The 24606-nt window shown below is 72.0% G+C and carries 25 protein-coding genes; 15 read left to right on the top strand and 10 right to left on the bottom strand.

Annotated elements, in window-relative coordinates:
• Positions 1 to 130: 130 nt before the first annotated feature.
• Positions 131 to 1048 (bottom strand): neutral zinc metallopeptidase, encoded by a 918-nt coding sequence (locus ACFYPS_RS34220; RefSeq protein ID WP_354968140.1) that lies wholly within the window; start codon positions 1046 to 1048, stop codon positions 131 to 133.
• Positions 1049 to 1311: 263 nt separating this feature from the next.
• Between ACFYPS_RS34220 and ACFYPS_RS34225 the strand changes: the two genes are divergently transcribed.
• On the top strand, positions 1312 to 2916 hold the full coding sequence (locus ACFYPS_RS34225; RefSeq protein WP_354968139.1) for an ABC-F family ATP-binding cassette domain-containing protein: 1605 nt from the start codon (positions 1312 to 1314) through the stop codon (positions 2914 to 2916).
• Positions 2917 to 3002: 86 nt separating this feature from the next.
• Here ACFYPS_RS34225 and ACFYPS_RS34230 read toward each other — a convergent pair whose 3' ends face one another.
• Positions 3003 to 3602: a cadmium resistance transporter gene (locus tag ACFYPS_RS34230; RefSeq protein ID WP_354968138.1), complete on the bottom strand. Its 600-nt coding sequence runs from the start codon at positions 3600 to 3602 to the stop codon at positions 3003 to 3005.
• 219 nt (positions 3603 to 3821) lie between these two features.
• On the opposite strand from ACFYPS_RS34230, the gene ACFYPS_RS34235 reads away from it, so the two are divergent.
• The 3 genes from ACFYPS_RS34235 (at position 3822) to ACFYPS_RS34245 (ending at position 6953) form a co-directional block, all read left to right on the top strand.
• Complete coding sequence (locus ACFYPS_RS34235) at positions 3822 to 4049, top strand: helix-turn-helix domain-containing protein (RefSeq protein ID WP_007462679.1); 228 nt, start codon at positions 3822 to 3824, stop codon at positions 4047 to 4049.
• Positions 4050 to 4095: 46 nt separating this feature from the next.
• A complete protein-coding gene (locus ACFYPS_RS34240; protein WP_354968137.1) occupies positions 4096 to 4863 on the top strand; it encodes an enoyl-CoA hydratase/isomerase family protein in 768 nt (255 codons plus the stop codon).
• Between the two features lie 113 nt (positions 4864 to 4976).
• Positions 4977 to 6953, top strand: coding sequence for an ABC transporter ATP-binding protein (locus tag ACFYPS_RS34245; RefSeq protein WP_354968165.1), 1977 nt, complete (start codon positions 4977 to 4979; stop codon positions 6951 to 6953).
• 26 nt (positions 6954 to 6979) lie between these two features.
• Here ACFYPS_RS34245 and mug read toward each other — a convergent pair whose 3' ends face one another.
• From mug to tnpA, 4 genes are read right to left on the bottom strand one after another with little or no spacing between them, the layout of a single operon-like run.
• Complete coding sequence (gene mug / locus ACFYPS_RS34250) at positions 6980 to 7585, bottom strand: G/U mismatch-specific DNA glycosylase (RefSeq protein ID WP_354968136.1); 606 nt, start codon at positions 7583 to 7585, stop codon at positions 6980 to 6982.
• Positions 7582 to 8343, bottom strand: coding sequence for an SDR family oxidoreductase (locus ACFYPS_RS34255; protein WP_354968135.1), 762 nt, complete (start codon positions 8341 to 8343; stop codon positions 7582 to 7584). The genes mug and ACFYPS_RS34255 overlap by 4 nt, the downstream gene beginning before the upstream one ends.
• A complete protein-coding gene (locus ACFYPS_RS34260; RefSeq protein WP_354968134.1) occupies positions 8328 to 8888 on the bottom strand; it encodes a hypothetical protein in 561 nt (186 codons plus the stop codon). The genes ACFYPS_RS34255 and ACFYPS_RS34260 overlap by 16 nt, the downstream gene beginning before the upstream one ends.
• Positions 8889 to 8939: 51 nt before the next feature.
• Positions 8940 to 9335 (bottom strand): IS200/IS605 family transposase, encoded by a 396-nt coding sequence (tnpA, locus tag ACFYPS_RS34265; protein WP_354968133.1) that lies wholly within the window; start codon positions 9333 to 9335, stop codon positions 8940 to 8942.
• A gap of 41 nt (positions 9336 to 9376) precedes the next feature.
• Here tnpA and ACFYPS_RS34270 point away from each other — a divergent pair, with 41 nt between their 5' ends.
• Positions 9377 to 10567, top strand: coding sequence for a transposase (locus ACFYPS_RS34270; RefSeq protein ID WP_354968164.1), 1191 nt, complete (start codon positions 9377 to 9379; stop codon positions 10565 to 10567).
• On the opposite strand, the gene ACFYPS_RS34275 is transcribed toward ACFYPS_RS34270, so the two are convergent.
• From ACFYPS_RS34275 to ACFYPS_RS34285, 3 genes are all read right to left on the bottom strand, one after another.
• Positions 10564 to 11382, bottom strand: a complete 819-nt coding sequence (locus ACFYPS_RS34275) for a DUF692 domain-containing protein (protein WP_354968132.1) — start codon at positions 11380 to 11382, stop codon at positions 10564 to 10566. The genes ACFYPS_RS34270 and ACFYPS_RS34275 overlap by 4 nt on opposite strands.
• On the bottom strand, positions 11379 to 12311 hold the full coding sequence (locus tag ACFYPS_RS34280) for a TIGR04222 domain-containing membrane protein (RefSeq protein ID WP_354968131.1): 933 nt from the start codon (positions 12309 to 12311) through the stop codon (positions 11379 to 11381). The genes ACFYPS_RS34275 and ACFYPS_RS34280 overlap by 4 nt, the downstream gene beginning before the upstream one ends.
• 104 nt (positions 12312 to 12415) lie before the next feature.
• Positions 12416 to 12988, bottom strand: coding sequence for a helix-turn-helix domain-containing protein (locus tag ACFYPS_RS34285; protein ID WP_354968130.1), 573 nt, complete (start codon positions 12986 to 12988; stop codon positions 12416 to 12418).
• 89 nt (positions 12989 to 13077) lie between these two features.
• On the opposite strand from ACFYPS_RS34285, the gene ACFYPS_RS34290 reads away from it, so the two are divergent.
• The 3 genes from ACFYPS_RS34290 to ACFYPS_RS34300 all read left to right on the top strand — a co-directional run bounded on the left by ACFYPS_RS34290 (position 13078) and on the right by ACFYPS_RS34300 (position 15783).
• The gene (locus ACFYPS_RS34290; RefSeq protein WP_354968129.1) at positions 13078 to 13935 is read left to right on the top strand and encodes a carbon-nitrogen hydrolase family protein; all 858 of its coding nucleotides are present in this window, start codon (positions 13078 to 13080) and stop codon (positions 13933 to 13935) included.
• Between the two features lie 65 nt (positions 13936 to 14000).
• Positions 14001 to 14645: an HAD family hydrolase gene (locus tag ACFYPS_RS34295; protein ID WP_354968128.1), complete on the top strand. Its 645-nt coding sequence runs from the start codon at positions 14001 to 14003 to the stop codon at positions 14643 to 14645.
• Between the two features lie 205 nt (positions 14646 to 14850).
• Entirely contained in the window at positions 14851 to 15783 is a 933-nt protein-coding gene (locus tag ACFYPS_RS34300) for an RIO1 family regulatory kinase/ATPase (RefSeq protein ID WP_354968127.1), read from the top strand.
• Between the two features lie 48 nt (positions 15784 to 15831).
• Here ACFYPS_RS34300 and ACFYPS_RS34305 read toward each other — a convergent pair whose 3' ends face one another.
• The gene (locus tag ACFYPS_RS34305) at positions 15832 to 16080 is read right to left on the bottom strand and encodes a DUF2630 family protein (protein ID WP_328418721.1); all 249 of its coding nucleotides are present in this window, start codon (positions 16078 to 16080) and stop codon (positions 15832 to 15834) included.
• Between the two features lie 451 nt (positions 16081 to 16531).
• Between ACFYPS_RS34305 and ACFYPS_RS34310 the strand changes: the two genes are divergently transcribed.
• The 7 genes from ACFYPS_RS34310 to ACFYPS_RS34340 all read left to right on the top strand — a co-directional run bounded on the left by ACFYPS_RS34310 (position 16532) and on the right by ACFYPS_RS34340 (position 24588).
• Positions 16532 to 17854: a cytochrome P450 gene (locus ACFYPS_RS34310; protein WP_387330345.1), complete on the top strand. Its 1323-nt coding sequence runs from the start codon at positions 16532 to 16534 to the stop codon at positions 17852 to 17854.
• On the top strand, positions 17851 to 18762 hold the full coding sequence (locus ACFYPS_RS34315; RefSeq protein ID WP_354968125.1) for a terpene synthase family protein: 912 nt from the start codon (positions 17851 to 17853) through the stop codon (positions 18760 to 18762). Before ACFYPS_RS34310 ends, ACFYPS_RS34315 begins: the two co-directional genes overlap by 4 nt.
• Positions 18759 to 20378: a prenyltransferase/squalene oxidase repeat-containing protein gene (locus ACFYPS_RS34320; protein ID WP_354968124.1), complete on the top strand. Its 1620-nt coding sequence runs from the start codon at positions 18759 to 18761 to the stop codon at positions 20376 to 20378. Before ACFYPS_RS34315 ends, ACFYPS_RS34320 begins: the two co-directional genes overlap by 4 nt.
• Positions 20379 to 20487: 109 nt before the next feature.
• Positions 20488 to 23091: a nitrate- and nitrite sensing domain-containing protein gene (locus ACFYPS_RS34325; protein ID WP_354968123.1), complete on the top strand. Its 2604-nt coding sequence runs from the start codon at positions 20488 to 20490 to the stop codon at positions 23089 to 23091.
• A gap of 90 nt (positions 23092 to 23181) precedes the next feature.
• A complete protein-coding gene (locus tag ACFYPS_RS34330; protein ID WP_354968122.1) occupies positions 23182 to 23604 on the top strand; it encodes a roadblock/LC7 domain-containing protein in 423 nt (140 codons plus the stop codon).
• 5 nt (positions 23605 to 23609) lie between these two features.
• On the top strand, positions 23610 to 23996 hold the full coding sequence (locus tag ACFYPS_RS34335) for a DUF742 domain-containing protein (protein ID WP_354968121.1): 387 nt from the start codon (positions 23610 to 23612) through the stop codon (positions 23994 to 23996).
• The gene (locus ACFYPS_RS34340) at positions 23977 to 24588 is read left to right on the top strand and encodes an ATP/GTP-binding protein (RefSeq protein ID WP_354968120.1); all 612 of its coding nucleotides are present in this window, start codon (positions 23977 to 23979) and stop codon (positions 24586 to 24588) included. Before ACFYPS_RS34335 ends, ACFYPS_RS34340 begins: the two co-directional genes overlap by 20 nt.
• Positions 24589 to 24606: the final 18 nt, after the last annotated feature.

A 24606-nucleotide genomic window follows, 5' to 3' on the forward strand; every position in this document is an offset into this window, starting at 1 on the left:
GCGCCCGCCCCGCCCGCCGCCCCCGGTGGGTACCCGCCCCCCGCGCCCCCGGGCGCCCCGCCCCCGCGGCGGGGGGCCGCTGGGGGCGGGGGCCGCGCTTTGGCGGCCCCCCCACGACAGGTGTGCGGTGTCAGAGCTGGTTGGTGCCGAAGGTGTCGCAGGTGTTCGGGTCGCCGCGGTCGTAACCCTGCCGGAACCAGCGCTGCCGCTGCTCGGAGGTGCCGTGGGTGAACTGGTCGGGGTTGATCCGACCGCCGGAGCGCTGCTGGATGGTGTCGTCACCGATCGCCTCGGCGGTCTGGACCGCCTCGCTGATGTCGGTCTCGGTGACCGATTTGAACAGCGGTTCCTGGCCCGTCTTGTCCTTACTCTCGGTGGCGTGTTTCGCCCAGGCGCCGGCGTAGCAGTCGGCCTGCAGTTCCAGACGTACGGAGGTGGAGCGGGGCCCGCTCTGGTCGCCCTGGCCGGCCCGCTCGTTGGTGCCGAGCAGGTTCTGGACGTGGTGGCCGTACTCGTGGGCGAGCACGTACGGCGCGGCGAACTCGCCCTTGGCGCCGAACCGGGAGGCCAGCTCGTTGTAGAAGCTCAGGTCGATGTACACCTTCCGGTCGGCCGGGCAGTAGAACGGGCCGACGCCGGAGTCTGCCTGGCCGCAGCCGGTGTTGACCGCGGCCTCGAAGTAGTTGGTGGTGGTCGGCTCGTACGTCCCCTTGCCCAGCTCCGGGTACGCCTTCTCCCAGTAGTCCTGGATGCTGTTGACGTAGAGCAGGTTGCGGCAGCGCACGTCCTCGAAGCGCTGGGCGTTGCTCGTGTCGCACCCCTCCAGCTTGGTGCCGCCGGCCTGCCCGCCGTCGTCGCCGTTGGTCATCGCGTTCAGGCCGAACCCGCCGCCGAGCAGCGCGACCAGCACGGCCACCACGATGCCGATGATCCCGCCCCGACCGCCGCCGCCGGGGATCGGGATGCCGATGCCGCCGCCGGATCCGCCGCCCCGACCGAGGTCGTTGACCTGGGAGGTGTCGAGTTCGGCCCGCTCGTTGAGTTCCATGCTGACCCCGATCGCCGTATGCCGGTGATTGTCGTGTGAATGTCGTTGTGTCGCCTCAGTGCCGGACTGGTCCGGATAGCCGTTACCCGTACCCGATGATCTTGGCTGGTAATCCGGGCGGGACGTCCAGGAGCGCCCGGTACACTGGTTGGGTGCTGCGCTGCGAAGGCTGAACCGCCCCGCGCCGTCGGGCCACCGAGCCCGCCGGCCGTTTCGCGTGCCCCGAGTCAGCCTTCCAGACCCCGAGAGCGAGCCCCGAACAGATGATCACTGCCACCGGCCTGGAACTGCGTGCCGGCTCCCGGATCCTGCTGTCCGACACCACCCTGCGTGTGCAGCCCGGTGACCGGATCGGCCTGGTGGGCCGCAACGGCGCCGGGAAGACGACCACGCTGAAGGTGCTCGCCGGCGAGGGTCAGCCGTACGCCGGGCAGATCGACCAGCGCAGCGCCATCGGCTACCTGCCGCAGGACCCGCGCACCGGCGACCTGGAGGTGACCGGCCGCGACCGGGTCCTCTCCGCGCGCGGCCTGGACGTGCTGATGTCCCAGATGCAGGAGGTCGAGGCCCGGCTCGCCGAGGACGCCGACGACAAGCTGGTTCGCCGCTACGGCGCGCTGGAGGACCAGTTCGCCGCCCTGGGCGGGTACGCGGCCGAGGCCGAGGCCGCCCGGATTTGCGCCAACCTCGGCCTGCCGGACCGCGCGCTGGCGCAGACCATCGGCACCCTCTCCGGCGGTCAGCGGCGGCGCATCGAGCTGGCCCGGATCCTGTTCCGGGACGCCGGCGAGAACGGCGGCGGCATCCTGCTGCTGGACGAGCCGACCAACCACCTCGACGCCGACTCGATCACCTGGCTGCGCGGCTTCCTCGCCAACCACAAGGGCGGCCTGATCGTGATCTCCCACGACGGCGCGCTGCTGGAGTCGGTGGTCAACAAGGTCTGGTTCCTCGACGCCACCCGGTCCGTGGTCGACGTGTACAACCTGGGCTGGAAGGCCTACCTGGAGGCGCGCGAGACCGACGAGCGGCGCCGCCGCCGGGAGCGGGCCAACGCGGAGAAGAAGGCCGGCGCCCTGATGGCGCAGGCCGACAAGATGCGGGCCAAGGCCACCAAGACCGTCGCCGCGCAGAACATGGCCCGCCGGGCCGAGAAGCTCATCTCCGGCCTGGAGGAGGTGCGGGTCGCCGACCGGGTGGCCAAGGTGCGCTTCCCCAGCCCCGCGCCCTGCGGCAAGACCCCGCTCACCGCGACCGGCCTGTCCAAGTCGTACGGCTCGCTGGAGATCTTCACCGACGTCAACGTGGCGGTGGACCGCGGCTCGCGGGTGGCCATCCTGGGGCTCAACGGCGCCGGCAAGACGACGCTGCTGCGAATGCTCGGCGGCCTGCTCACCCCGGACACCGGCGAGGTGCACGCCGGGCACGGGCTGCGGTTGGGCTACTACGCCCAGGAGCACGAGACGCTGGACGTGGAGCGGACGGTGCTGGAGAACATGCGCGCCGCTGCCGTCGAGCAGTCCGACACCGACCTGCGCAAGATTCTCGGCGCGTTCCTCTTCTCCGGCGACGACGTGAACAAGCCGGCCGGGGTGCTCTCCGGCGGCGAGAAGACCCGGCTGGCCCTGTCGACCCTGGTCTGTTCCGGCGCCAACGTGCTGCTGCTCGACGAGCCGACGAACAACCTCGACCCGGTCAGCCGGGAGCAGGTGCTGGACGCGATCGCCAACTATCCGGGCGCGATCGTGCTGGTCACGCACGACCCGGGCGCGGTGCTGGCGCTCAAGCCGGACCGGGCCATCCTGCTGCCGGACGGCGACGAGGACGCCTGGAGCGACGACCTGCTCGAGTTGGTCGAGCTGGCCTGACCGCTCCCGGTCGCTGCCTGTTAGGAAGGGCCCCTTCTTATCGCGAGGCGATAAGAAGGGGCCCTTCCTAACATCCGGGGCCGCCCTCAGCCGAGCAGGTCGACCAGCCGGCCGAGCACGCCGGAGCTGACCAGGATCACCACCCCGATGCCGACGAAGATCGCCGGCACCAGCCAGTGGCCGGCGCGCTCGACCAGCCGGACGATCCTGGGATGCCCGCCCAGCCAGGCCGCGACGGCGCACCACAGCGCGATGAGCAGCACGAAGACCAGCAGGAAGACCGCGCTGTCGGCGGGGCCGAGGGCCCGGAACACGGGTACGTAGACGGCCACGTTGTCGGCGCCGTTCGCGATCGTCACTCCGGCCACCCCGAGTGTGGAGGACACCACGACGGGTTCCTCGTCGCCGTCGCGCTGAACGAGAGCGCGGACCCCGAGCGCGATCGGCAGCAGCCCGAGCAGCCCGGTCCACGGGTCCGGCACCACCAGCAGGCCCGCGGCGACCACCACGCTGGCCAACGCCAGCGTCCCGATGCCGAGGTACTGCCCGGCCACGATCTGCCGGACCCGCAGTCGGCCGGTGCGGCGGGCGGTGACGAAGAACAGCGTCAGGATGACGATGTCGTCGATGTCGGTGGCCGCGAAGACCACGGCCGCCCCGGCCGCGGTGCCCAACAGGTCGGTCACGACCGCAGGGTACGGGTCGTCGACGGGCATCGTCGCGCGGCGATGGTGGTACGCCCGGCCGGTGCGGCGGGACCGATCGCCAGGATCACTCTATCGGGAAGCTGACATTGCATAGCGTGTCGGTTGGCGAAGAGTTGATATCTGGCGCATGATCGTTCGAGGCGGTCTAATAGGTGGGACCGTATCCGAACCGCACAGTCTGGGACGTGAGGACACAGCATGGCAGCCACTGGCACAGCCACCAGCACTGAGAAGGGTCGCCGGATCGTCGGAGCCGAGCGTCAGACGCTCGCCAAGGACCTGGTAAAGCGGTACACCTCGGGGGAGAGCATCCGCGCGCTGGCGGCCTCGACCGGCCGTTCCTACGGGTTCATCCACCGAGTGCTCACTGAGTCCGGGGTGCAGCTGCGCCAGCGCGGCGGTGCCCGGCGCCGCAAGAAGGCGTGACCCGCCCCCCAGCGTCGTCCGACAGCTCCGCTCCCCGGGCCGCCCGGTGACCGCCGAGGCGACCGGGGTCCGGCTGACCTGCGACGGGCCGGTCGCCACGGTGACGTTGTGCCGGCCCGACGTACTCAACGCCCAGACTCCCGCCATGTGGCGGGCGATGAGCGACTTCTCCCGCGACCTGCCCGGTGACGTGCGGGTGGTCGTCGTCCGGGGCGAGGGGCGTGCCTTCTCCGCCGGTCTCGACCTCTCCGTCGCTGGCGCTTCCGGCCCGGGGTCCTTCGCCGAGCTGGCCACGCTGCCCGAGCAGGAGTGCGCGGACCGGATCGCCGAGTTCCAGGCCGGTTTCACGTGGCTGCACCGCCCGGATGTCATCTCTGTCGCGGCCGTGCAGGGGCACGCGATCGGCGCCGGGTTCCAGCTCGCGCTCGCCTGTGACCTGCGGGTCCTGACCACCGACGCGAAGCTGTCGATGGCCGAGGTGACCCTCGGTCTGGTGCCCGACCTGGCCGGCACGAAGCGGCTCGTCGAGCTGGTCGGCTATGCCCGGGCGCTGGAGATCTGCGCGACCGGCCGTCGGCTGGACGCCGCCGAGGCGGACCGGATCGGGCTGGCCACCCTCGTCGTGCCGCCGATCGACTTGGACGGCGCGGTCCGTGACCTGACCGCCGGCCTGCTCGCGGGCGCCCGGGACGCGGTGGTGGAGATCAAGGCGTTGCTCGCCGGGGCCGCCGGGCGGTCGCACGCCGACCAGCAGCGCGCCGAGCGGGAGGCACAGACCCGCCGGCTGCGTGATCTCGCCGGCCAGGGAGAATAGTAAGGACCGTACGGGAAGATCCGGGTTACGACCGAGGTTGTCACAGTCGTCGGGAGAATTGACCTGACGATGCGGTCTGCCCGACAACCCGGAGGTGAACGGTGTCCAACCCGATGTCCGGCGGTGGCATGGCGGGCTGGAGCATGCTCCGGTCGATGCGTAACCGGGACGAGGTCTCCACCCACCGGCTGAAGCACGGGGTGGCCAGGCGGATCGTCGCCTTCGCCCAGCCCTACCGGCGCGACATCGTGGTCTTCCTGGCCACCGTGGTGCTGGCCGCCATCATCGGCGTGGCCACCCCGGTGCTCGCCGGCGACGTGATCAACGCGATCAACCGGGGCGGCACCGAGGCCGGTCGGCTGGTGGTCAAGCTGGCCCTGTTCATCGCCGCGCTGGCGGTCGCCGACGCGCTGCTCTCGCTGGCCCAGCGCTGGTATTCCGCCCGGATCGGCGAGGGCATCATCCTCGACCTGCGCACCCGGGTCTACGACCACGTGCAGCGGATGCCGCTACAGTTCTTCACCCGCACCCAGACCGGCGCGCTGGTGAGCCGGCTCAACAACGACGTGCTCGGCGCCCAGCGGGCGTTCACGTCCACCCTGTCCGGGGTTGTCAGCAACGTCATCCAGCTGGTGCTCACCGCCGCGGTGATGTTCACGCTCTCCTGGCAGATCACCGCGCTGTCGCTGGTGCTGCTGCCGATCTTCATCATTCCGGCCCGCCGGGTGGGCCGGCGGCTGGCCGACATCACCCGCGAGGCGTACAACCTCGACGCCAAGATGAACGCGACGATGACCGAGCGGTTCGGGGTGGCCGGCGCGCTGCTGGTGAAACTCTTCGGCCAGCCTGAGATCGAGGCCCGCCGGTTCGCCGGCCGGGCCGAGCGGGTGCGCGACATCGGCATCCAGTCCGCCATGTACTCGCGGACGTTCTTCGTGGCGATGCTGCTGGTCGCCTCGCTGGCCCAGGCGCTCACCTACGGCCTCGGCGGCTGGCTCGCGGTGACCGGCGGTGTCAGCGCGGGCACGGTGGTGACCCTCGCGCTGCTCCTCACCCGCCTGTACGGCCCGCTCACCGCGCTCTCCAACGTCCGGGTGGACGTGATGAGCGCGCTGGTCTCCTTCGACCGGGTCTTCGAGGTGCTGGACCTGAAGCCGGGCATCGTGGAGAAGCCCGACGCGGTGCCGGTGCCCCGAGGCACCGGCCGGGTCGACTTCCGCGACGTGCGGTTCCGCTACCCGAGCGCCGCCGAGATCTCCCTCGCATCACTGGAGGAGGTCGCGACGCTCGACCGCACCGTCAACGAGCCGGTGCTCAAGGGTGTCTCGTTCAGCGTCGAGCCGGGGCAGATGGTCGCCCTGGTCGGCCCGTCCGGCGCCGGCAAGTCGACGCTGTCCATGCTGATCTCCCGGATCTACGACGTCACCGACGGGCAGGTGCTGGTCGGCGGGGTGGACGTGCGGGACGCGACGCTCGCCTCCCTGCGCGACGAGATCGGCGTCGTCACCCAGGATTCGCACCTGTTCCACGAGACGATCGCCGAGAACCTGCGCTACGCCAAGCCGGACGCCACCGACGACGAGATCTGGGCCGCGCTGGCCGGCGCCCAGGTCGCCGACCTGGTCCGGTCGCTGCCCGACGGGCTCGACACCACCGTGGGGGAGCGCGGCTACCGGTTCTCCGGCGGCGAGAAGCAGCGCATCGCCATCGCCCGGCTGCTGCTCAAGGCCCCGTCGATCGTGATCCTCGACGAGGCGACGGCACACCTGGATTCGGAGAGCGAGGCGGCGGTGCAGCGGGCGCTGTCGGTGGCGCTGGCCGGGCGAACCGCGCTGGTGATCGCGCACCGGCTCTCCACCGTCCGCGACGCCGACCAGATCCTGGTTCTGGACGGCGGGCGGATCGTGGAGCGCGGGCGGCACGAGGAGTTGGTCGCGGTCGGCGGGCTCTACGCCGAGCTGTACCGGACCCAGTTCGCGATCGCCGACTCGCCCACCCCGTACGTGGACGCGACCGGCCCCGAGCCGGTGATCATGCCGCTGGGCACCTACGTCGCCGACGAGGCGCTGCCGCCCGCGGCGGCGAACTGACCCACCGGCCCCGGCGGCGCGCCGGCTCAGCCCGGGCGGCGGTCCGGCAGCCCGGTCGCCAGGCGCAACTCGGCGAACGCGACGCCCAGGGTCACCGGCGTGAAATGTGCGTTCAGCCCGCTCGGGTTGGGCAGTACCCACAGCCGTGCCCCGGCCAGCGACTCCGGCTGCGGCCCGAAGGTGGCCTTCGGCCGGCCGAACCCGATCCGGTACGCCGTCACACCCACCACCGCCACCCAGCGCGGCCGGTACCGGTCCACCGTGGCGGTGAGCAGCCGGGCACCGTCGAGCAGTTCCTCGGTGGTCAGCTCGTCGGCGCGGGCACTGGCCCGGGCGGCCATGTTGGTGATGCCGAGGCCGAGAGCGCGCAGCTCGTCCTGCTCGCTCGGGTGCAGCAGTCGAGGGGTGAACCCTCCCCGGTGCAGCGCCGGCCAGAACCGGTTACCGGGCCGGGCGAAGTGCCAGCCGGTCGAGGCCGACCAGAGACCGGGGTTGATGCCGACGAAAAGCACCGCCATCCCCGGCGCGAGAACGTCGGGGATGGTCCGGTCCGCGGCGGCGGCCAGCTCCGCCCGGGTCGGCCGGGGGTGCCCGGCCGCGTCGCTGGCTCGCCGGAGCGCGTCGGGCGTCACAGCCCGCGCAGCGCGCCACCGTCGACCGGCACGGTGAGGCCGGTCAGGTAGCTCGCGGCGGGGGAGAGCACGAACGCGGCCACGCGACCGAACTCGGCCGGGTCGCCGATGCGCCGCAGCGGGATGCCGGCCTCCGCCTCCGTTCGGGCCCGCTCCGGGTCGCCCGTCAAGGCGAACAGCTCCCGGTTGCGGTCGGTCAGGATACGGCCGGGCAGCAGCCCGACCACCCGCACTCCACGCGGGCCGTAGTCGTCGGCAACGTCCTTGGCGACCCCCACCAGACCGGGCCGCAGGCCGTTCGAGATGCCCAGGCCGGGCACCGGGCCGCGGGCCGAGGTGGAGAGCACCAGCCCGATCGCGCCGCCCTCGGGCAGCGCGTCAGCGACCGTGCGTACCGCGCGGACGGTGCCCAGGAAGACGGTCTCGAAGGACTGCCGCCACTGCTCGTCGGTGACCGACGCGGCGTTGCCCGCGGGCGGGCCGCCGACCGAGATGAGTGCGCCGTCGAGCCGACCGAAGTGTTCCCGGGCCGCCGCGACGAGCTGACCGGGGGTCTGTGGGTCGGCCAGGTCCGCGGCCAAGCCGACCGCCCGCTCCGGGCCGCCCAACCGCTCGGCGGCGGCGGCCACCGCGTCGGCGTCCCGGGCCGAGAGCACCACCCGGGCCCCGTCGGCGACCAGGCACTGCGCCGTCGCGTAACCCAGGCCGCGGGAGGCGCCGGTGAGCACGTACACCCGGTCGGTCAGTCCGAGATCCATGCCGCCGATCCTGCCGCATCCGGTACGCCGTCGCCACCGGCGGGCTGCGGCGCCGGGGGACGCGGGGCAGGCCGCAGCAGGCGTACCCGGCCGGCGATCTGCACCGCGACGGCGCCGCCGGCGCGGGCGACCGCCGGCAGCCGACGGGGACGCGGCGCCTGATGCCCGTCGTAGCGCAGGCGCGACTCCCGGACGGCCAGCTCCTCGGCGGCCGCCGGGGGCAGCGCACGCTGCTCGTCCAGCGCACGGGCCAGGTCCCAACCGTCGCACAGCGACCCGGCGGTAGGTCGCCGGTCGGCCCAGCCGGCGAATGTCGTCGACCACCCGGCGCCGAGGCCGGCGGCGAGCAGTGGCCAGTGCCGGGCCACCTCGCCGGCACGTTTGCGCAGCAGGGCCGCCCGCGTGGCGGCGAGCTGGGTCGGTGCGAACCCCGGCGGTGGCGGCCCTCCGCCGACCAGGGTCGCCACCAGCTCCGCCTGCCGGTCGGCGAGCCTTGTGAGATCGACGGGTGGCCGCGTGCCGGTGCCGTCGCGTGCGTCGGTCATCGGGTCGGTCCCGAGAAACCCGGCTTTTGCCGTGAGAGGTAAGAGACCGTTTCACACGTCGCGCTGGTTTTCGACATAGCGTTTGACCACCTCTGAGGTCGCGCCGCCGGTTGTGGCGACGAAGTAGCTGTTGGTCCACAAGGTCGGAAGCCTGGATTTGAGGTGCGGAAATTCTTGCCGCAGAAGTCGCGACGACCTGGCCTTGATCTGCTTGACGAGTCGGTGGATGCCGTACTGCGGGTCGCAGACGACCAGCAGGTTGACCTGATCGGGCATGGTCTCGATTGCCTCGATGGGAGCGTCTCGTTCGGCGCACACCTCGCGAATGATCTGTCTGAGCCGGTCGTCCACTGCCCCGGTGAGGACGGGGCGGCGGTACTTCGGGCACCACACGACGTGGTATTTGCAGCGGTAGACGACGTTGTTGTTGGATCTGACCTCATCCATCCCGGCACTATATAGCGCTGTGCTTTATAGTGATTGTTGTGATGGAGACAGTGCGCTACACCTACCGGCTGCGCCCCGGCGCGACCGCGACGGCCGCACTGCTCGCCGAATGGGGTCGCTGCCGGTTCCTGTGGAACGAGGCTGTGCACCAGCAGAAGATCGGTGCGAAGCCCACCTTCGGCGGCCTGTCCAAGATGCTCACCGAAGCCCGTGCCCGAAACGTGTGGTTGCGTGACGGCTCGCAAGTCGTCCAGCAACAAGCGCTGCGCACCTACGCGGGCGCGCTGCGCCACTCGTTCACCGTGAAAGGCCGTGGGCGGCCGACGGTGAAAACCCGCAAACGGTCGCTGCCCAGCATGGAATACACCCTGCGTGGCTTCACCGTCGCCGACGGGCGGCTGCGTCTTGCCGGTGGCATCCTCGTGCCCGTCGTGTGGTCGCGGGATCTGCCGTCCCCGCCGACCAGCGTGCGCGTCTACCAAGACAGCCTCGGGCACTGGTACGCGTCGTTCGTCGTGCGCCGCGAGGTGGCCGCCACGCCCGCGGTGTCCGGGGCGATCGGTATTGACTGGGGTGTGAAGACCACCGCCACAACCACCGACGCCCGATTCGACCTGCCGCACCTCGGGCATCGCAAGCGGTGCGCCGCCGAACTGGCCAAAGTGCAGCGAAAGATGTCCCGTCGCCGCCGACCCAACGGGCATGGACAGTCCAACGGCTACCGCAGGGCCAAGCGTGCGGCGGCGAAGCTGCACAAGAAATCCGCCCGGCAGAACAGCCACGACTCCCGGCAGTGGGCGAAACGGATCGTCGACCACCATCAGGTGATCGCCGTGGAGGATTTCAAACCGACGTTCCTGGCCAGGTCCACGATGGCACGTAAGGCCGCTGACGCCGCGATCGGCGCGGCCAAGCGGGAACTGATCCAGCAGGGCATGCGGGCGGGCCGGAAGGTGGTGCTGGTTCCGCCCGCCTACACGACCATGACGTGTTCCTCGTGCGCGGCGAGAGCCAAGCAGCGCATCGGGTTGAATGTCAGAGTGTTCGAGTGCGCGGCCTGCGGTTTCACCGCCTGCCGTGACCTCAACGCCGCAAGGACGATCCTCGCCACGGTAGAGCGCGACCGTGCCGGTGCTGACGACGTGAGACATGCGATCACCTCCCTACGGGATGAGGGGTCGAATGCGGTCCGAGCCGGAAATCCCCCGGATTCATCCTTGGGGAAGCGTTAAGTCACGACCGGGAAGCTCGCGGCGGCGGACAGGGCGTCCAGCTCGGTGCGGAGCCGGGCCGCGGGCGGGTAGTCACCGTCGCGCTCCAGCAGCAGCGCCGGCGGTCGTCGCCGGGCGCAGAGCGCGCCGACCAGCTCCAGCACCGCCGGCGGCACCGGGTCGGTGTGCGTGTCGTGGTAAAAGCCGCCACGCTCCGCGCCCCCGGCCACATGCACGTATCCGACCCGGTCCAGCGGCAGCCGATCCAGCAGAGCCAGCGGGTCGGTGCCCCGGTTGCGGGCGTTGGCGTACACGTTCGCCACGTCCAGCAGCAGCAGCGCCCCGGTCCGGTCCAGGATCTCGGTGAGGAAGTCCGCCTCGTCCAGCTCGTCGTCGGGCCAGTCGACCAGTGCGGCGATCGGCTCCAGCGCGATGGGCACCGGCAGGTCGGCCTGTGCACGGGCGACGTTGGCGCAGACCGCGTCGACCGCCTCCCGGCTGCGCGGCAGCGGCAGCAGGTGCCCGGCCTCCAGGCCGCCGGCCCGGACGAAGGCGATGTGCTCGCTGACCAGCGGGGCGTCGACCCGCTGCGCCACCGCGGCCAGGTGGGCGACCCGGGCCGGATCGACCGGCTCAGCGCCGCCGAGGGAGAGCCGCACCCCGTGCGGTACGACGGTCACCGCGCGCTCGCGCAACTGCGCCAGGCCCGGTGGCAGTGGCCCGGTCGCGGACACCGACTCGGCCACCACCTCGACGAAGCGCAGGCCGGGCAGCTCGGCCACGAAGCCGGCGATCTCCGGGCGCCAGCCGATGCCGACGCCGTACGGACCGGTCATCCGCCGCACCCCCCGCCGCCGCATCCACCGCCACCGCCACCGCCGCACGAGCTGCCACCATTGCACGAGCTGCCCCCGCCGTCGCCCGACGTGCCGCCGCTGGAGCCCGACGACCAGCCGCTGCTGGACGCCGCCGCCTGGCGCTGGATCTCGGCCTGCTCGGCGAAGCCCGGGTCGAGGGCCCACAGCGACACGGTGCCGTACAACGCCACGCCCATCGCCGCGCCCGCCGCACCGTAGGTGGCGAACGCGGGGGACGAGGCGGGGGACAGGTGGGCGTGCTGACCTCGCAGGTCGCGCAGTGCGGCCCGACCGGCCCGGGTAAGGTTCGGCACCCGCCACAGCACCAGCGCCGCCGCCAGCACCGCGACCATGGCGAGCAGCAGGTAGCCGACCGGGCGTCCGTTGGAGAGCCCGGCGAAGAGCCGGTATCCGCCGATGGCCAGCAGGCCGACGAGGCCCAGGGTCCAGTGCCGGGCTGCGGCGCGCCGCTCGTGGCTCAGCAGCAGTCCACGCTGTTCCAGACCGGCGCGGAGCTGGTCGAGCGCGGTGCGGACCCGTTGGTCCCCAGGCAGGTCGCCGGCTCGGGCGCGCTGGTGGGCGGCCCAGTGCACCGCCTGGTCCAGTGGGGTGAGCCCGGTCGGCGCCGGGCCGGTGGTGAGCAGCCGGCGGTCCGGGCCGACGCCGATCGCGCCAGCGCCGCGCAGGCCGCCGACCGCGGCGTGCACGGCGAGGCGGGGACCGCCGTTGAGGTACGCGGCCTGCTGCGGACTGAGCGGCTCCGACACGCTGACCGAGGCGCTGGCCGGCCGGCGGAACCGGTGCCACACCGCGAGCGCGACCATCACGGCGGTCGCCACGAGGTAGAGCCGGAGGAAGGTCGGGCCGGGGATGCCCCAGGTGTCGCCCGACGCGGCGAGGTCGGTCATTGGCTGCTCCTGTCGCCGGAGGGATCGGCGGCCTCATTGTGGAGCAGCGCCGCCACGGTCGGGGACCCGGCGTCCGAGCTGGACGCTCAGCGGCGGCGGTCCGCTCAGCGGCGGCGGACCGCCTCCTCGACCAGGTCGAGCACGGGGCCCAGGTCGCCGGCCGGTCGGCCCATCGCCAGGTGCAAAACCAGGCCGTCGTAGGCCAGCTCGAGGAACTGGGCCAGCACGTCGATCGGCACGTCCTCGCGCAGCACCCCGGCGTCGCGCTGGCGGGCCAGCCGGTCCCGGGTCGCCTCGGCGATCGCCGCGGACCGCTCCGCCCAGCGCCGGGCGAACGCCGGGTCGGTGCGCAGCCGGCGGGAGACCTCCAGCTGGCTGCCGAGCCAGCCGGTGGTGTCGGGTGACACGGCGCCGGCCAGCAGGTCGCGCATCACCTGCACCAGACCGTTGCGGGCCACCGTCTCGACCATCGCCGCGGCGTCGTCCTCGGCGACGGCGAGGAAGAGGGAGTCCTTGTCCCGGAAGTGGTGGAAGATGGCACCCCGGGAGAGCCGAGTGGCCTCCTCGAGGCGGCGTACGGTCGCCCCCTCGTAACCGTGCCGGGCGAAACAAGCCCGCGCGGCGGCGAGGATTTCCTGCCGGCGCGCGTCGAGCTGGTCCTGGCTTACTCTGGGCACGCGTCGATCGTCGCAGGTCACCCCGCGTCACGCAAACCGTACGTACGGCTTGGTATATCGCCCCGAGTCGGCACCGCTACCATCGCCCGGTGACCCCGCCCCGCACCCCCGCTGCCCCGCTGACCGTCGCCACCGTCCAGGCCACACCGACTCCCGGCGACGTCGCCGGCAACGCGGTCGCCGCCGCCGATTTGGTCCGCCGGGCCGGTGGGCAGGGCGCCCGGGTGGCCGTCCTGCCGGAGCTGTACCTCTGCGCGTACCACCCGCCGACCCTCGCCGCCGACCCGGCCGGCACCGACGTCACGGTCGATGCGGCCGGGGCGGTCGCCGACCCCCGGCTCGATCCGCTGCGCGCGGCGGCGCGCGAGGCCGGCGTCACCGCCGTCGTCGGCGCCGCGGCCCGGCACCCGGACGGCCGGCGGACCATCGCCGCGCTGGTGATCGACCGGGTCGGCGTGGTCCGCGTCGGGTACGACAAGCAGCAGCTGTGGGGCGGTGAACGCGACCTCTTCAGCCCCGGTGGGCGGGGCGCCACGCTGCTCGTCGACGACTGGCGGCTCGGGCTGGGCATCTGCTACGACGGCTGCTTCCCCGAGCACGGCCGCGCCGCCGCCCTCGACGGCGCGCACGGTTACCTGTGCCCCAGCGGCTACCTGGCCGGCTCCGAGCACCGCCGGGACCTGTACTACGCCGCGCGCGCTCTGGACAACACGATGTTCGTGGTCTTCGCCAACGCGGTCGGGGGCGTCGACCCGTGGCGCTTCAACGGAGGCGCGGCGATCTACGACCCGCAGGGGCGGGCGTTGGCCCGGGGCGCCGACGAGGGCACGGCGGTGCTGGTGGCCACGCTGGATCCGGCCACGCTCGCCGCCACCCGCGCGGCCCATTCGATGCTCGCCGATCGACTGCCGGACCAGGGCGGCCAGCGGGTGTCGATGTCCGGTTGAGCCCACCGTCAGGTCGACACCCGCCGGCCCTGTTGGCGGACACGTCGGTCCCGTAGGGTGCCCGAGTGCCACTGCTCCTGCTGGACCTGGACAACACCCTGTTGGATCGGGCTGGGCCGTTCCGCCGCTGGGGTGAGCGCTTCCTGGACGGCATCGGAGCGCCCCCCGCCGACATCGACTGGCTGGTCTCGATCGACGCCGACGGGTTGACCGACCGCTGGGATCTGGCCGACGCCATCCGGGACCGCTACGAGCTGCGCATTCCCTCGATCGATCTGGTGGAGGAGCTGCACGACGGGGTGGTGGCGCAGACCCGGCTCGATCCGCTGACCGCATGCGCCCTGCGGATCGCCGACGACGCCGGCTGGGTGCCGGTGGTGGTCTGCAACGGCACGGTACGCGTGGAGGACGCCAAGATCCGCCAGACCGGCCTGGACCGCTACGTCGCCGACTGGGTGATTTCCGAGGAGGCCGGGGTCAGTAAGCCGAACCCGCGGATCTTCGCGCTCGCCGCGCAGCGGGTCCGGATGCCGCTGCGCGGCGCCTGGGTGATCGGCGACGGCCCGGAGGCGGACATCGGCGGCGCCGCCGCGGTCGGACTGCCCAGCGTCTGGCTGCACCGGGGGCGTACCTGGTCGGACACCCGGTTCGCGCCGAGCCGATCCGTGGACGGGCTGATCGCCGCGGTCGCCATCGTGCTCGGCGGCTGACGGGCCGCCCGCGCGTCGCCGCCCGTGCCGCTCGCGGTGGGGTTTCGGTAATTCGATTGACCGGCTGCCGTGGCGACGGCGAGCATGGTCGACGCATCGTGCACCCGGGCGTGCGCCCGGTCGAGGAGAGGGGGTCGGTCATGGCCGTCTTCGCAGGTCGCTTCCAGCTGCCTTCATCAGCCTCGACCAAGGGAACCTCACCACAGTGCGCGATCATGACCTTCCGGCGCTGGAGCGCCGGACCCGCGGCAAGAGTCGTTTCGACGACGACGAGCCGCAGTTTCTGAAGCGCGGGCGGCCCACTGAGCCGCCCGCCGACCCGGACGGCGAACCTGACCCGGACACCGGCGACCACTGGTCGACCTGGGACGACGCCGTGCACGGCCCGCAGCCGTACCCGGACTGGCTGGTCACCGAGCTGGCCGCCAAGGACACCGAGCTGGGTGTTCTCAAGACCGGCAAGGAGGCGGACGTGCACCTGGTCCGTCGGGCGGTGCCCGACACGGACCGGTCCTGCCTGCTGGCGGTCAAGCGCTACCGGGACGCCGAGCACCGGCTGTTCCATCGGGACGCCGGCTACCTGGAGGGCCGGCGGGTGCGCCGGTCCCGCGAGAACCGGGCGATGGCCGGCCGGACGGCCTTCGGCCGGCAGATGATCGCCGGGCAGTGGGCAGCGGCCGAGTTCACCGCCCTGGCCCGGCTCTGGGAGATCGGCGCCGGCCACGACCGGATCGCCGTGCCGTACCCGGTGCAGCTGCGGGGCACCGAGTTGATGTTGGAGTTCGTCGGCGACGCCGAGTCGGGGCAGGCCGCGCCCCGGCTGGCCCAGCTGCGGCCCGGTCCGGCCGAGCTCCGCGACCTGTGGGGCCAGCTGGTGGAGGCGCTGCGGGTGCTGGCCCGGGCCGGCTACGCGCACGGCGACCTGTCGCCGTACAACCTGCTCGTGCACGACGGCCGGCTGGTCGTGATCGACCTGCCGCAGGTGGTCGACGTGGTGGCGAACCCGCAGGGGCCCGAGTTCCTGGCCCGGGACGTGCGCGTGGTCGGCACCTGGTTCGTGGCCCGGGGGTTGGCCGCCGAGCAGGTCGATCCCGCCGCGCTGACCGGGGAGCTGCTGCGTGAGGCGGGCGTTCGCTGACCGGGACGGGTCGGGCGGCCCCACCGGCCGCCCGACCCTCCGCGCCGGTCACTGCAGGTAGCGCTCCACCTCGGGCTTGGGGCGTTCGCCCTGGGAATCCGGGTCGCCGTGGGTCTGCCGGGCGGCCCGCCGGCGGCGCAGCAGGTCCCAGCACTGGTCGAGGGACTCCTCCAGGTTGCGCAGCCGCTCGCTGGCCTCGCCTTCGGTGCCCGACTCGTGGGCCTGAGCCGCCGCGCGCAGCTTGTGTTCCTCGTCGACCAGTTCGGAGATCCGGTTCAGGATGGTCTTGTCGTCCATGAGAAGAGCCTGGCACAGGGTGCCGGGTGTCGCCCGGATTCGGTCGTTCCGCCGGGTCGGCGCGCATGGCGCGGGTGACGAGTGACGCGGTCCCGGGCCGAGCCGGCGCGTCCCTGGGCAGGCCCGCTTCAGGGGCGGCGAGTGAGTGATGTTCGTCACTATCGAGCGCCTCGGATGCCGGCTGGTCGTCGCGACCACCGCTACCTGCGGGATCTGTGGCACGCGCACTTCCCGCGGATTGAATCCTGCGGAGGCGCGATCCTTGCGCATGAAAATTTCACGTACTGCGCCTAGAGAAAGGTGACCGAGCGATGGCATGCTCCACGAACACCTAACTCCGCATAGTCGTTCCGCGACGCAGAGCATCCACAAGGGAGTGTCGGTTCTCGTGGCAGCACCTCGGACAGTGCCGGTTCAGCCGCGACGGGCGGGCTCGGTCCCGCTGCGCCATGTGGTGCCCAATCTGTTCCGCGATCCGGCCCGCACCCTGGTCGAGTTGGGCGAGCGGTCGCAGGGCGAGGTGGTAAAGCTCAGCCTCGGCGCGTTCCGGCCCTACCTGATAACGCGACCGGAGCACCTGCAGCGGGTTCTGCGCGAGAAGTCCGACAACTACGTCCGCGCCGGCGACGGTCTCCAGTGGCGTCCGCTGAAGCGGTTGTTCGGCGACGGCATCCTCAGTGACGGCGATTACTGGAAGAACAGCCGCCACGTGCTCCAGCCGCTGTTCACCGCTCGGCGGGTCGACTCGCTGGTCGACCGGCTGGCCGAGGCGATCGAGGAAGTGGTCGACGAACTGGACGAGCCGGCCCGCGCCGGCCAACCCGTCGACATGGGCACCGTGCAGGCCCGGATCGTCTGCTCGGCGATCATGCGGGTCTTCTTCGCCGACAAGATCTCGGTGCCGCAGGCGATGCGCATCATGGAGGCGCAGGACGCGATCGCCTGGTCGGTGATGCCGCGGCTGATGGTGCCGTGGGCGCCGTTGGCCATGCCGATGCCCGGCGACCGCGCGTTCCGTCGGGCAGTTCGACTCATCGACGACACTGTGCTCCCGATCGTCCGCGCCGCCCGGGGAACGGCCGAGACCGATGGCGACGACATCATCGCCACGCTGTGGCGGGGCCGCACGGAGGCTGGCGGCCGGCTCGACGAGCGGCAGGTCCGTGACGACACCGTCTCCATGGTCGCCACCACCACCGAGACCACGATCAGCGTACTGACCTGGCTCTGGCCGCACATCGCTCAGGACGAACAGATCGCCGAGCGACTGTACGAGGAGATCGACCGGGTGGTCGGCGACGCGCCGGTCCGGCGCGAGCACCTGCGCGAGCTGCGTTACACCCGGCAGGTGCTCGACGAACTGCTGCGACTCTATCCGATCGGCTGGCTCTTCCCGCGCCGCGCCTTGGAAGCCGACGTGATCGGCGGCGTACGCATCGAGGCCGGCGCCACTCTCGTGGTCAGCCCGCTGATCACCCACCGGATGTCCGCGTTCTGGGACCGGCCCGAGGTCTTCGACCCCGACCGCTTCGACCCCGAGCAGGTCCGCAACCGGCACCGGTACGCGCACTTCCCGTTCGGCGGCGGCCCACACCAGTGCATCGGCATGCACCTGTTCTACCTGGAGGCGATGCTGATCGTGGCCACCGTCCTGAGCCGGTTCCGGTTCCGCCTGGAGCGGCAGGCTCTGCCCGGTATCAAGGTGGCCGCCGCGCTGCGGCCCCTCGAGCGTGTCGAGGTGACCCTACAGCCGGTACGGAGTGTCTCCGCATGACCGCTGGGCTCGCGTCGCTGCCGGGTACCGGTGGCGACCAGATGGCGCTGGCCGCGGAGCAGGGCCGGATCTGTGCCCTCGCCGCAAAGGGCCAACGTGACCTGGCCGAACGTGCTGCGGCGTACCCCGATCTCTTCCCGGCGCGACCGTTCGACCCGGCGCTGTTCGGCAACGTCGCGATGGCGATCGCATTCGGGGCGCCCTGGTGTGACCTTGCCCAGTTGCGCGTCACGAACCGGGCCGTGCTGTGGGGCTTCGCGGTCGACTGGCTCGTCGACCACGAGGCGCGTACCCGTGACGAGATCGACCGATTGGCGGCGGGCTGCCTCGCCGTGGCGGAGGGCGGGAAACCGGCGGAGGACGACTCTCTCGGCCGTTTTCTCGCCGAATTGCACGACGAACTGGCCGCCGTGCCGGCGTACGCGACCCACGGGGCGGTATGGCGGAACGAGTTGCGGACGATGCTCGACGCCATGGCGCGAGAGTGGGACTGGAAGCAGACCGCCAGCACCGGCGTGCTGCCCACCCTGGACGAGTACCTGGCCAACGCGGCGAACCTGGCCTGCACGGTGGTCAACGTCGTGCACTGGATCCACTCCGGCGATCCCGCGACGCTGACCCACCTCGACGCGCTCGTCGCGGCCAGTGACCAGGTGCAGCGGATCCTCCGACTCGTCAACGACCTCGCGACCTACGAACGCGACCAGCGGTGGGGCGACCTCAACGCGTTGATGTTGGTGCCGGAGCGGGCCGACATCGAGCGCCAGATCACCGGCCTGGTGGCGTACGCCCGCGAGCTGCTCGACCCGCTGCGCACAAGCTGCCCGGTGCAGGCCGACTACCTCGCCCGCCAGATCGGCTTCAGCACCGGCTTCTACCGGTCGACCGACTTCTGGGGCGTGCTGTGACCACCTCACCAGCCGCCGCCGATGCCGGGGACGAGTCCGACGTGGCCGCATCGGCCCGGGAGTTGCTCGCCGCCATGGTGCTCGAGCCGGCGGGCCGGGTCACCCCGTCGGTGTACGAGACCGGCCGGGTCGTCGCGGACGCGCCGTGGCTCACCGGGCATGACCGGCGGCTGCGGTATCTGCTGGGCGAACAGCGTTCCGATGGCGGGTGGGGTGGCGCCAGCGGCTACGCCGTGGTGCCGACGGTGAGCGCGGTGGAGGCGCTGCTCGGCACGCTGCGGGGCACCCAGGGCTCCTCTCGGCCCGAGCTGGCCGCCGCGGCGAGCCGCGGGCTGGGCGTGCTCGCCGACTGGCTCGGAAGGGGCACGCCGCTCCCAGACACGCCGGCGGCCGACCTCATCGTGGCGGCCCTGGTGCAGCGGATCAACGACCACCTCACCTTCTTTGCCGCACGCCCCGGTCGGGGGTTTGTCGACGGGGTCCGCGCCCTGCCCGGCGTGGACCGACGGCGGCTCGACGCGGTACACGCGCTGGTGGGCGCCGGACATCCGGTGCCGCAGAAGCTGCTGCACGCCTTCGAGGTGCTCGGACCGGTCGCGCGCCGGCACGGCGGCGTGTCCCCGGTCGCCGGGGCCGTCGGTGCCTCGCCGGCGGCCACCGCCGCCTGGATCGGCGACCCGGCGACGCCCGGCGCGGACCCGGAGGCGCTGGCCTACCTGGGGGCGGCTGTCGGTCTCCTCGACGGACCGGTGCCCTGCTGTACGCCGATCACGGTGTTCGAGCGGGCTTGGGCGCTGAGCAGTCTGGCCCGAGTGGGGGTGCCGGTCCGGCCCGCGCCGAAGCTCATCGCCGAGTTGGCCGCCGCGCTCGGGCCGCATGGCACGCCGACCGGGCCAGGACTACCGGCCGACGCGGACACCACCTCGGTCGCTCTCTATGCTCTCGCCCGCCTCGGTCACCCGGTGGATCCGGCGAGCCTGCTCCACTTCGACCTCGGCAGCCACTTCTGCACCTGGCGGGGGGAGGACGGGCGGTCGGTCACCACGAACGCGCACGTGCTGGAGGCGCTCGGCTGGCACGCCCGTCACACGTCGGCGGCCGCGAGCCGCTACGGCGGCCGTGCGGCGGCGCTGGCCGGGTGGCTGGGCGACGAGCAGCAGCCCGACGGCTCCTGGGTGGACCGCTGGCACGCTTCGCCCTACTACGCCACCTCGTGCGTCGTGGCAGCCCTCGACCGGTACGCCCCGGCCGGGATCGCCGGATCGGCGGTGGATCGCGCCGTCGACTGGTTGGTCGCCACCCAACGGGCGGACGGGGCGTGGGGACGCTGGGCGGGCACCGTGGAGGAGACCGCGTACGCCCTGCACGTGCTGCTGGGGGTCCATCGACCGGCCCGGCCGGGCGTACGGGAGGCGATCGGTCGCGGGTTGCGTCACCTGACCGAGGTAGACGATCACCACGATCATCCTCCATTGTGGCATGACAAAGATCTCTACACACCTGTGCTGATCGTCCGTGCGGCCATTCTCGCGGTCCGGCACTTGGCCCTGACCAGATCCGACCTGGTCAACGAGATGGACAGGGCCCCGCTCCGGCCACGTACGGTGGTCTCATGATCAGCAGCGCTTGAGCGCGGCCCCGGACGCTGCTAGCGTGCGCCGGGTCGATGCGTGCACTCCGCACTTCTGACTGATCAATCACACAGGTCGCGCCAGGGACGGTGTAATGGGTTCCCGCAGTACGAATCTGCGTACCAAGGTCGTTGCTCTACTGGTCTCACTCGTGGCGCTCTGGGGCTTTACGGCCTGGGTCACCGTCCGGGACGGGGTCAACCTGCTCGGCGTGCAGACCCTGGACACGAAGGTCTTCGATCCCACCGAGCCGCTGCTGTTGCAGTTGCAGTTGGAGCGTCGGACGTCGCTGACCTACCTCGGTCGACCCGACGACGCGCAGCGCGCCACGCTGGCGCAGATGCGGCAGCGCACCGACCAGTTGGCGGCGAAGTTTACGAAGTCCACCGAGAACTGGCAGGTCGACGCGCTGGGCAGCGACACCCTCGACCAGCGGATCAAGGCTCTCATCACCGGGCTGAACGACCTGGACAAGACCCGTACGGCGGTCGACGACCGGAGCATCGACCGGGCCGGGGCCATCGCGACCTTCACCGGAGTGATCGAGTCGATCTACCGGGTGTACGACGCGCTCGGCAACCTCGACGACGAGCAGGTCGCCGAGGACACCGCCGCGCTGATCGGCCTCAACCGGTCCCGGGAGCTGCTGTCCCAGGAGGACGCGCTGCTGGCCGGCGTGCTGGCCGCCGGGCGCATCACTACGGCCGAGCGGGCGGAGTTCACCCGGATCGTCGGCGCCCGACAGTTCGTCGCCGCCTCGGCACTGGTCCGGCTCCCCGGCACCGACCAGCGCCGCTACGAGACGATGTCGACGGGCGACACCTTCAGCCGGCTGACCGCCCTGGAGACCCAGGTGATGCAGGGCGGTGGTGCCGGCCGGCCGTCCGTGACCGCGACGGAGTGGACCGACACCATTGCTCCGGCGCTGACCGAGATCAGTGACGTCGTGCTGGCCGGTGGCGACGGCGTGGTCGACCGGGCGACCCCGGTCGCCATCGGCGTCGTCGTCCGGTTGGCGCTGGCCACCGGCCTCGGTCTGCTCGCCGTCATCGCCTCGATCGTCGTGTCCATCACCACCGCCCGCTCCCTGGTACGGCAGCTGGAACGGTTGCGTGGCGCGGCCTTCCGCCTGGCCAACGAGCGGCTGCCCAGCGTGGTCGAACGGCTCGGTCGCGGCGAGGAGGTCGACGTGGCCACCGAGGCGCCACCCCTGGAGTTCGGCACCGACGAGATCGGCCAGGTCGGCAAGGCGTTCAACGCGGTCCAGGAGACCGCTTTGCGCACCGCCGTCGAGCAGGCCGACCTGCGCCGCAACGTCCGCGAGGTCTTCCTCAGCCTGGCCCGGCGTACCCAGGCGCTGGTGCACCGCCAGCTCACCCTGCTGGACGCGATGGAGCGGCGCGAACAGGACGCGGAGGAACTCGAGGACCTGTTCCGGGTCGACCACCTGGCCACCCGGATGCGGCGCAACGCGGAAAACCTGATCGTGCTCTCCGGCTCCACCCCGGGCCGGGCCTGGCGGCGCAACGTGCCGATGGTCGACGTGGTGCGCGGCGCGGTGGCCGAGGTGGAGGACTACACCCGGGTCAACGTGCTGCCGCTCGGGCCGGTCTCGCTGGCCGGCCGCGCGGTCGGCGACATCATCCACCTGCTCGCCGAGCTGATCGAGAACGGCCTGTCGTTCTCCCCGCCGCACACCACGGTGGAGGTTCGTGGCCAACTGGTGGCCAACGGGTTCGCCATCGAGATCGAGGACCGGGGCCTCGGCATGAGCGAGGAGGACCTGGCCGCGGCGAACCACCGGATCGTCGACCAGTCCGAGCTGAACCTCGCCAACGCCGCCCGCCTCGGCCTCTACGTGGTGAGCCGGCTGACCGAGCGGCACGGCGTGCGGGTCCGGCTCAAGGAGTCGGCGTACGGCGGCACCACCGCCGTCGTGCTGATCCCACTGGAGCTGGTCACCGAGAACGGCGCTGCCCCGGAGGACTCCGGCGCGATGCGGGCCGGGTCACCGGCCATCCCGCTGGCCCCGTCGTCGACCGGAGGTCCCGCCGACAGCGGTCGCCCGAGCCTCCTCGCGCTGGCCGCGCCACCGGCGGCAGCGGGTACGACGGCGCCGGACGTACCGGATCTGGTGACCCCGACCGCCCCGGCGGCGGTTCCGGCCGACGCACCGGCGACGACCGACACCACCAGCCCGACGGCGCAGACCGACGCGACCGATGTGGACGCCGCTCTGCCCACCCGCCAGCGGACGACGCCCGCTACCGGGTTGTCGGAGCTGCCCAGCCGGGCCCGGCGCACGCTGGGCCAGCCGGCCCTGGAGGGCCCGACGGTGCCCACCGGCCTGCCCGCCTTCGACCGTGCCGGACCAGCGGACAGCACCAGCGTCGGCGAGCCGGGCGCGGACGGCGGGCCACTGCCCGCCCAGGCCGAGGCGGACCGGACGGACTCGGGCCTGCCGGTGCGGGTCCGGCAGGCGAGCATCGTGCCCGAGCTGCGCGACGACCCGGCGGCGACGGAGACCGACGAGGAGGACGTGGCGCGCCCGCCCGAGCAGGTGCGCCGGATGATGAGCTCCTACCAGAGCGGCACGCGGCGAGGTCGGACCGACGCGGCACGACTGCTCGACGGCGCTTCCGGCGCCCCGCCAGCGGAGACGTCCGAGCCGACCGACGAGGACCCGCGCACCACCTGATCGGACGCCGGCAATGCGGGTTTCCGCGCGGCGTGATGGTCAGCCCCAGACGAGCACGGCGACAACAGCCGGGGGAGAAGAGGACGACGAGTGGCCCAGAAGACGGCTTCGAGTGCCGACCTGACGTGGTTGCTGGATGATCTTGTGGGCCGGGTGAAGCAGGCCGAGCATGCGGTCGCGCTCTCCACCGACGGGCTGTTGATGGCCTCCTCGCAGGGGCTGAGCCGGGACGACGGTGAGCACCTCGCGGCGATGGCGGCCGGCATCCAGAGCCTGGCCCGGGGCGCCGGCAAGCGCTTCGGTGGCGGGCAGGTGCAGCAGACCATCATCGAGATGCAATCGTCGTTCCTGTTCGTCACCGCGGCCGGGCGCAACGCCTGCCTGGCGGTGCTGGCCAGCGAGGACACCGACGTCGGCCTGATCGCCTACGAGATGGCGATGCTGGTCACCAGGGTCGGCAAGTACGTTGCCTCCCCATCCCGCGGCGCCGACCAGCCGGCCGGCGAGAAGTAGCGGCCATGACGGTGCAGGGAGAGTCCGCGGACCATCAGTGGGTGGATGACCATGCGGGCCCGGTGGTCCGCCCGTACGCGGTGACGCGCGGGCGCGCCCGCCCGGTCACCGGCACGTTCGACCTGATCTCCCTGGTCACCGCGACCCGAGGCGACGTCACACCGGAGGTCGGCCTCGGTCCGGAGCACCTGGCGATCGTCGGACTGTGCCAACGAATACAGTCCGTCGCCGAGATCGCTGCCCATCTCGACCTGCCGGTGGGCACCATCCGGGTGCTCCTCGGCGACCTGGCGGCCCGCAGCCTGGTGCAGGTCCGCGAACCACAGACCACGGCCGGTCTTCCCGACAACAGCATCTTCGAGGCGGTAATCAATGGACTACGGGCACTCTGACCGGCCGGCGGGAGCGACCCCACTGCCCACCGCGATCAAGATCCTGGTCGCCGGTGGCTTCGGCGTCGGCAAGACCACCATGGTCGGCGCGGTGAGCGAGACCCGGCCGTTGCGCACCGAGGAGGTGCTGACCGAGTCCGGGGTCGGCATCGACGACCTGTCCGGGGTGGAGGAGAAGACCACCACCACCGTGGCGATGGACTTCGGTCGGATCACCATCAGTGACGACCTGGTGCTCTACCTGTTCGGCACGCCGGGGCAGGACCGGTTCTGGTTCGTCTGGGACGAGCTGGCGCTGGGCGCGATCGGCGCGGTGGTGCTGGCGGACACCCGCCGGCTGGCCGACTGCTTCCCGTCGATCGACTACTTCGAGGGCCGGGGCACCCCGTTCGTGGTCGCGGTGAACTGCTTCGAGGGGTCCCGGCAGTACCGGCTCGACGAAGTGCAGTCCGCGCTGAACCTGGACCCGGGGGTCCCGGTGCTGCTCTGCGACGCCCGTCAGCGCGCGTCCAGCAAGGAGGTGCTCGTCACGTTGATGGAGCACGCCATGAAGACCCGGGAGGCCCGACGCCGCGCCGCCGGCGCGAACTGACCGACAACCCGCGAGGTT

This window comes from Micromonospora sp. NPDC005087 (assembly GCF_042872965.1).
In the GTDB taxonomy this organism is placed as follows: domain Bacteria; phylum Actinomycetota; class Actinomycetes; order Mycobacteriales; family Micromonosporaceae; genus Micromonospora.

Excerpts from the sequence above, each read along its gene's own strand:
- ACFYPS_RS34220 (WP_354968140.1), bottom strand. The coding sequence starts at position 1,048 with ATGGAACTCAACGAGCGGGCCGAACTCGACACCTCCCAGGTCAACGAC.
- ACFYPS_RS34225 (WP_354968139.1), top strand. The coding sequence starts at position 1,312 with ATGATCACTGCCACCGGCCTGGAACTGCGTGCCGGCTCCCGGATCCTG.
- ACFYPS_RS34235 (WP_007462679.1), top strand. The coding sequence starts at position 3,822 with ATGGCAGCCACTGGCACAGCCACCAGCACTGAGAAGGGTCGCCGGATC.
- ACFYPS_RS34245 (WP_354968165.1), top strand. The coding sequence starts at position 4,977 with ATGTCCGGCGGTGGCATGGCGGGCTGGAGCATGCTCCGGTCGATGCGT.
- ACFYPS_RS34255 (WP_354968135.1), bottom strand. The coding sequence starts at position 8,343 with ATGGATCTCGGACTGACCGACCGGGTGTACGTGCTCACCGGCGCCTCC.
- ACFYPS_RS34260 (WP_354968134.1), bottom strand. The coding sequence starts at position 8,888 with ATGACCGACGCACGCGACGGCACCGGCACGCGGCCACCCGTCGATCTC.
- tnpA (WP_354968133.1), bottom strand. The coding sequence starts at position 9,335 with ATGGATGAGGTCAGATCCAACAACAACGTCGTCTACCGCTGCAAATAC.
- ACFYPS_RS34270 (WP_354968164.1), top strand. The coding sequence starts at position 9,377 with ATGGAGACAGTGCGCTACACCTACCGGCTGCGCCCCGGCGCGACCGCG.
- ACFYPS_RS34275 (WP_354968132.1), bottom strand. The coding sequence starts at position 11,382 with ATGACCGGTCCGTACGGCGTCGGCATCGGCTGGCGCCCGGAGATCGCC.
- ACFYPS_RS34280 (WP_354968131.1), bottom strand. The coding sequence starts at position 12,311 with ATGACCGACCTCGCCGCGTCGGGCGACACCTGGGGCATCCCCGGCCCG.
- ACFYPS_RS34305 (WP_328418721.1), bottom strand. The coding sequence starts at position 16,080 with ATGGACGACAAGACCATCCTGAACCGGATCTCCGAACTGGTCGACGAG.
- ACFYPS_RS34315 (WP_354968125.1), top strand. The coding sequence starts at position 17,851 with ATGACCGCTGGGCTCGCGTCGCTGCCGGGTACCGGTGGCGACCAGATG.
- ACFYPS_RS34325 (WP_354968123.1), top strand. The coding sequence starts at position 20,488 with ATGGGTTCCCGCAGTACGAATCTGCGTACCAAGGTCGTTGCTCTACTG.
- ACFYPS_RS34335 (WP_354968121.1), top strand. The coding sequence starts at position 23,610 with ATGACGGTGCAGGGAGAGTCCGCGGACCATCAGTGGGTGGATGACCAT.
- ACFYPS_RS34340 (WP_354968120.1), top strand. The coding sequence starts at position 23,977 with ATGGACTACGGGCACTCTGACCGGCCGGCGGGAGCGACCCCACTGCCC.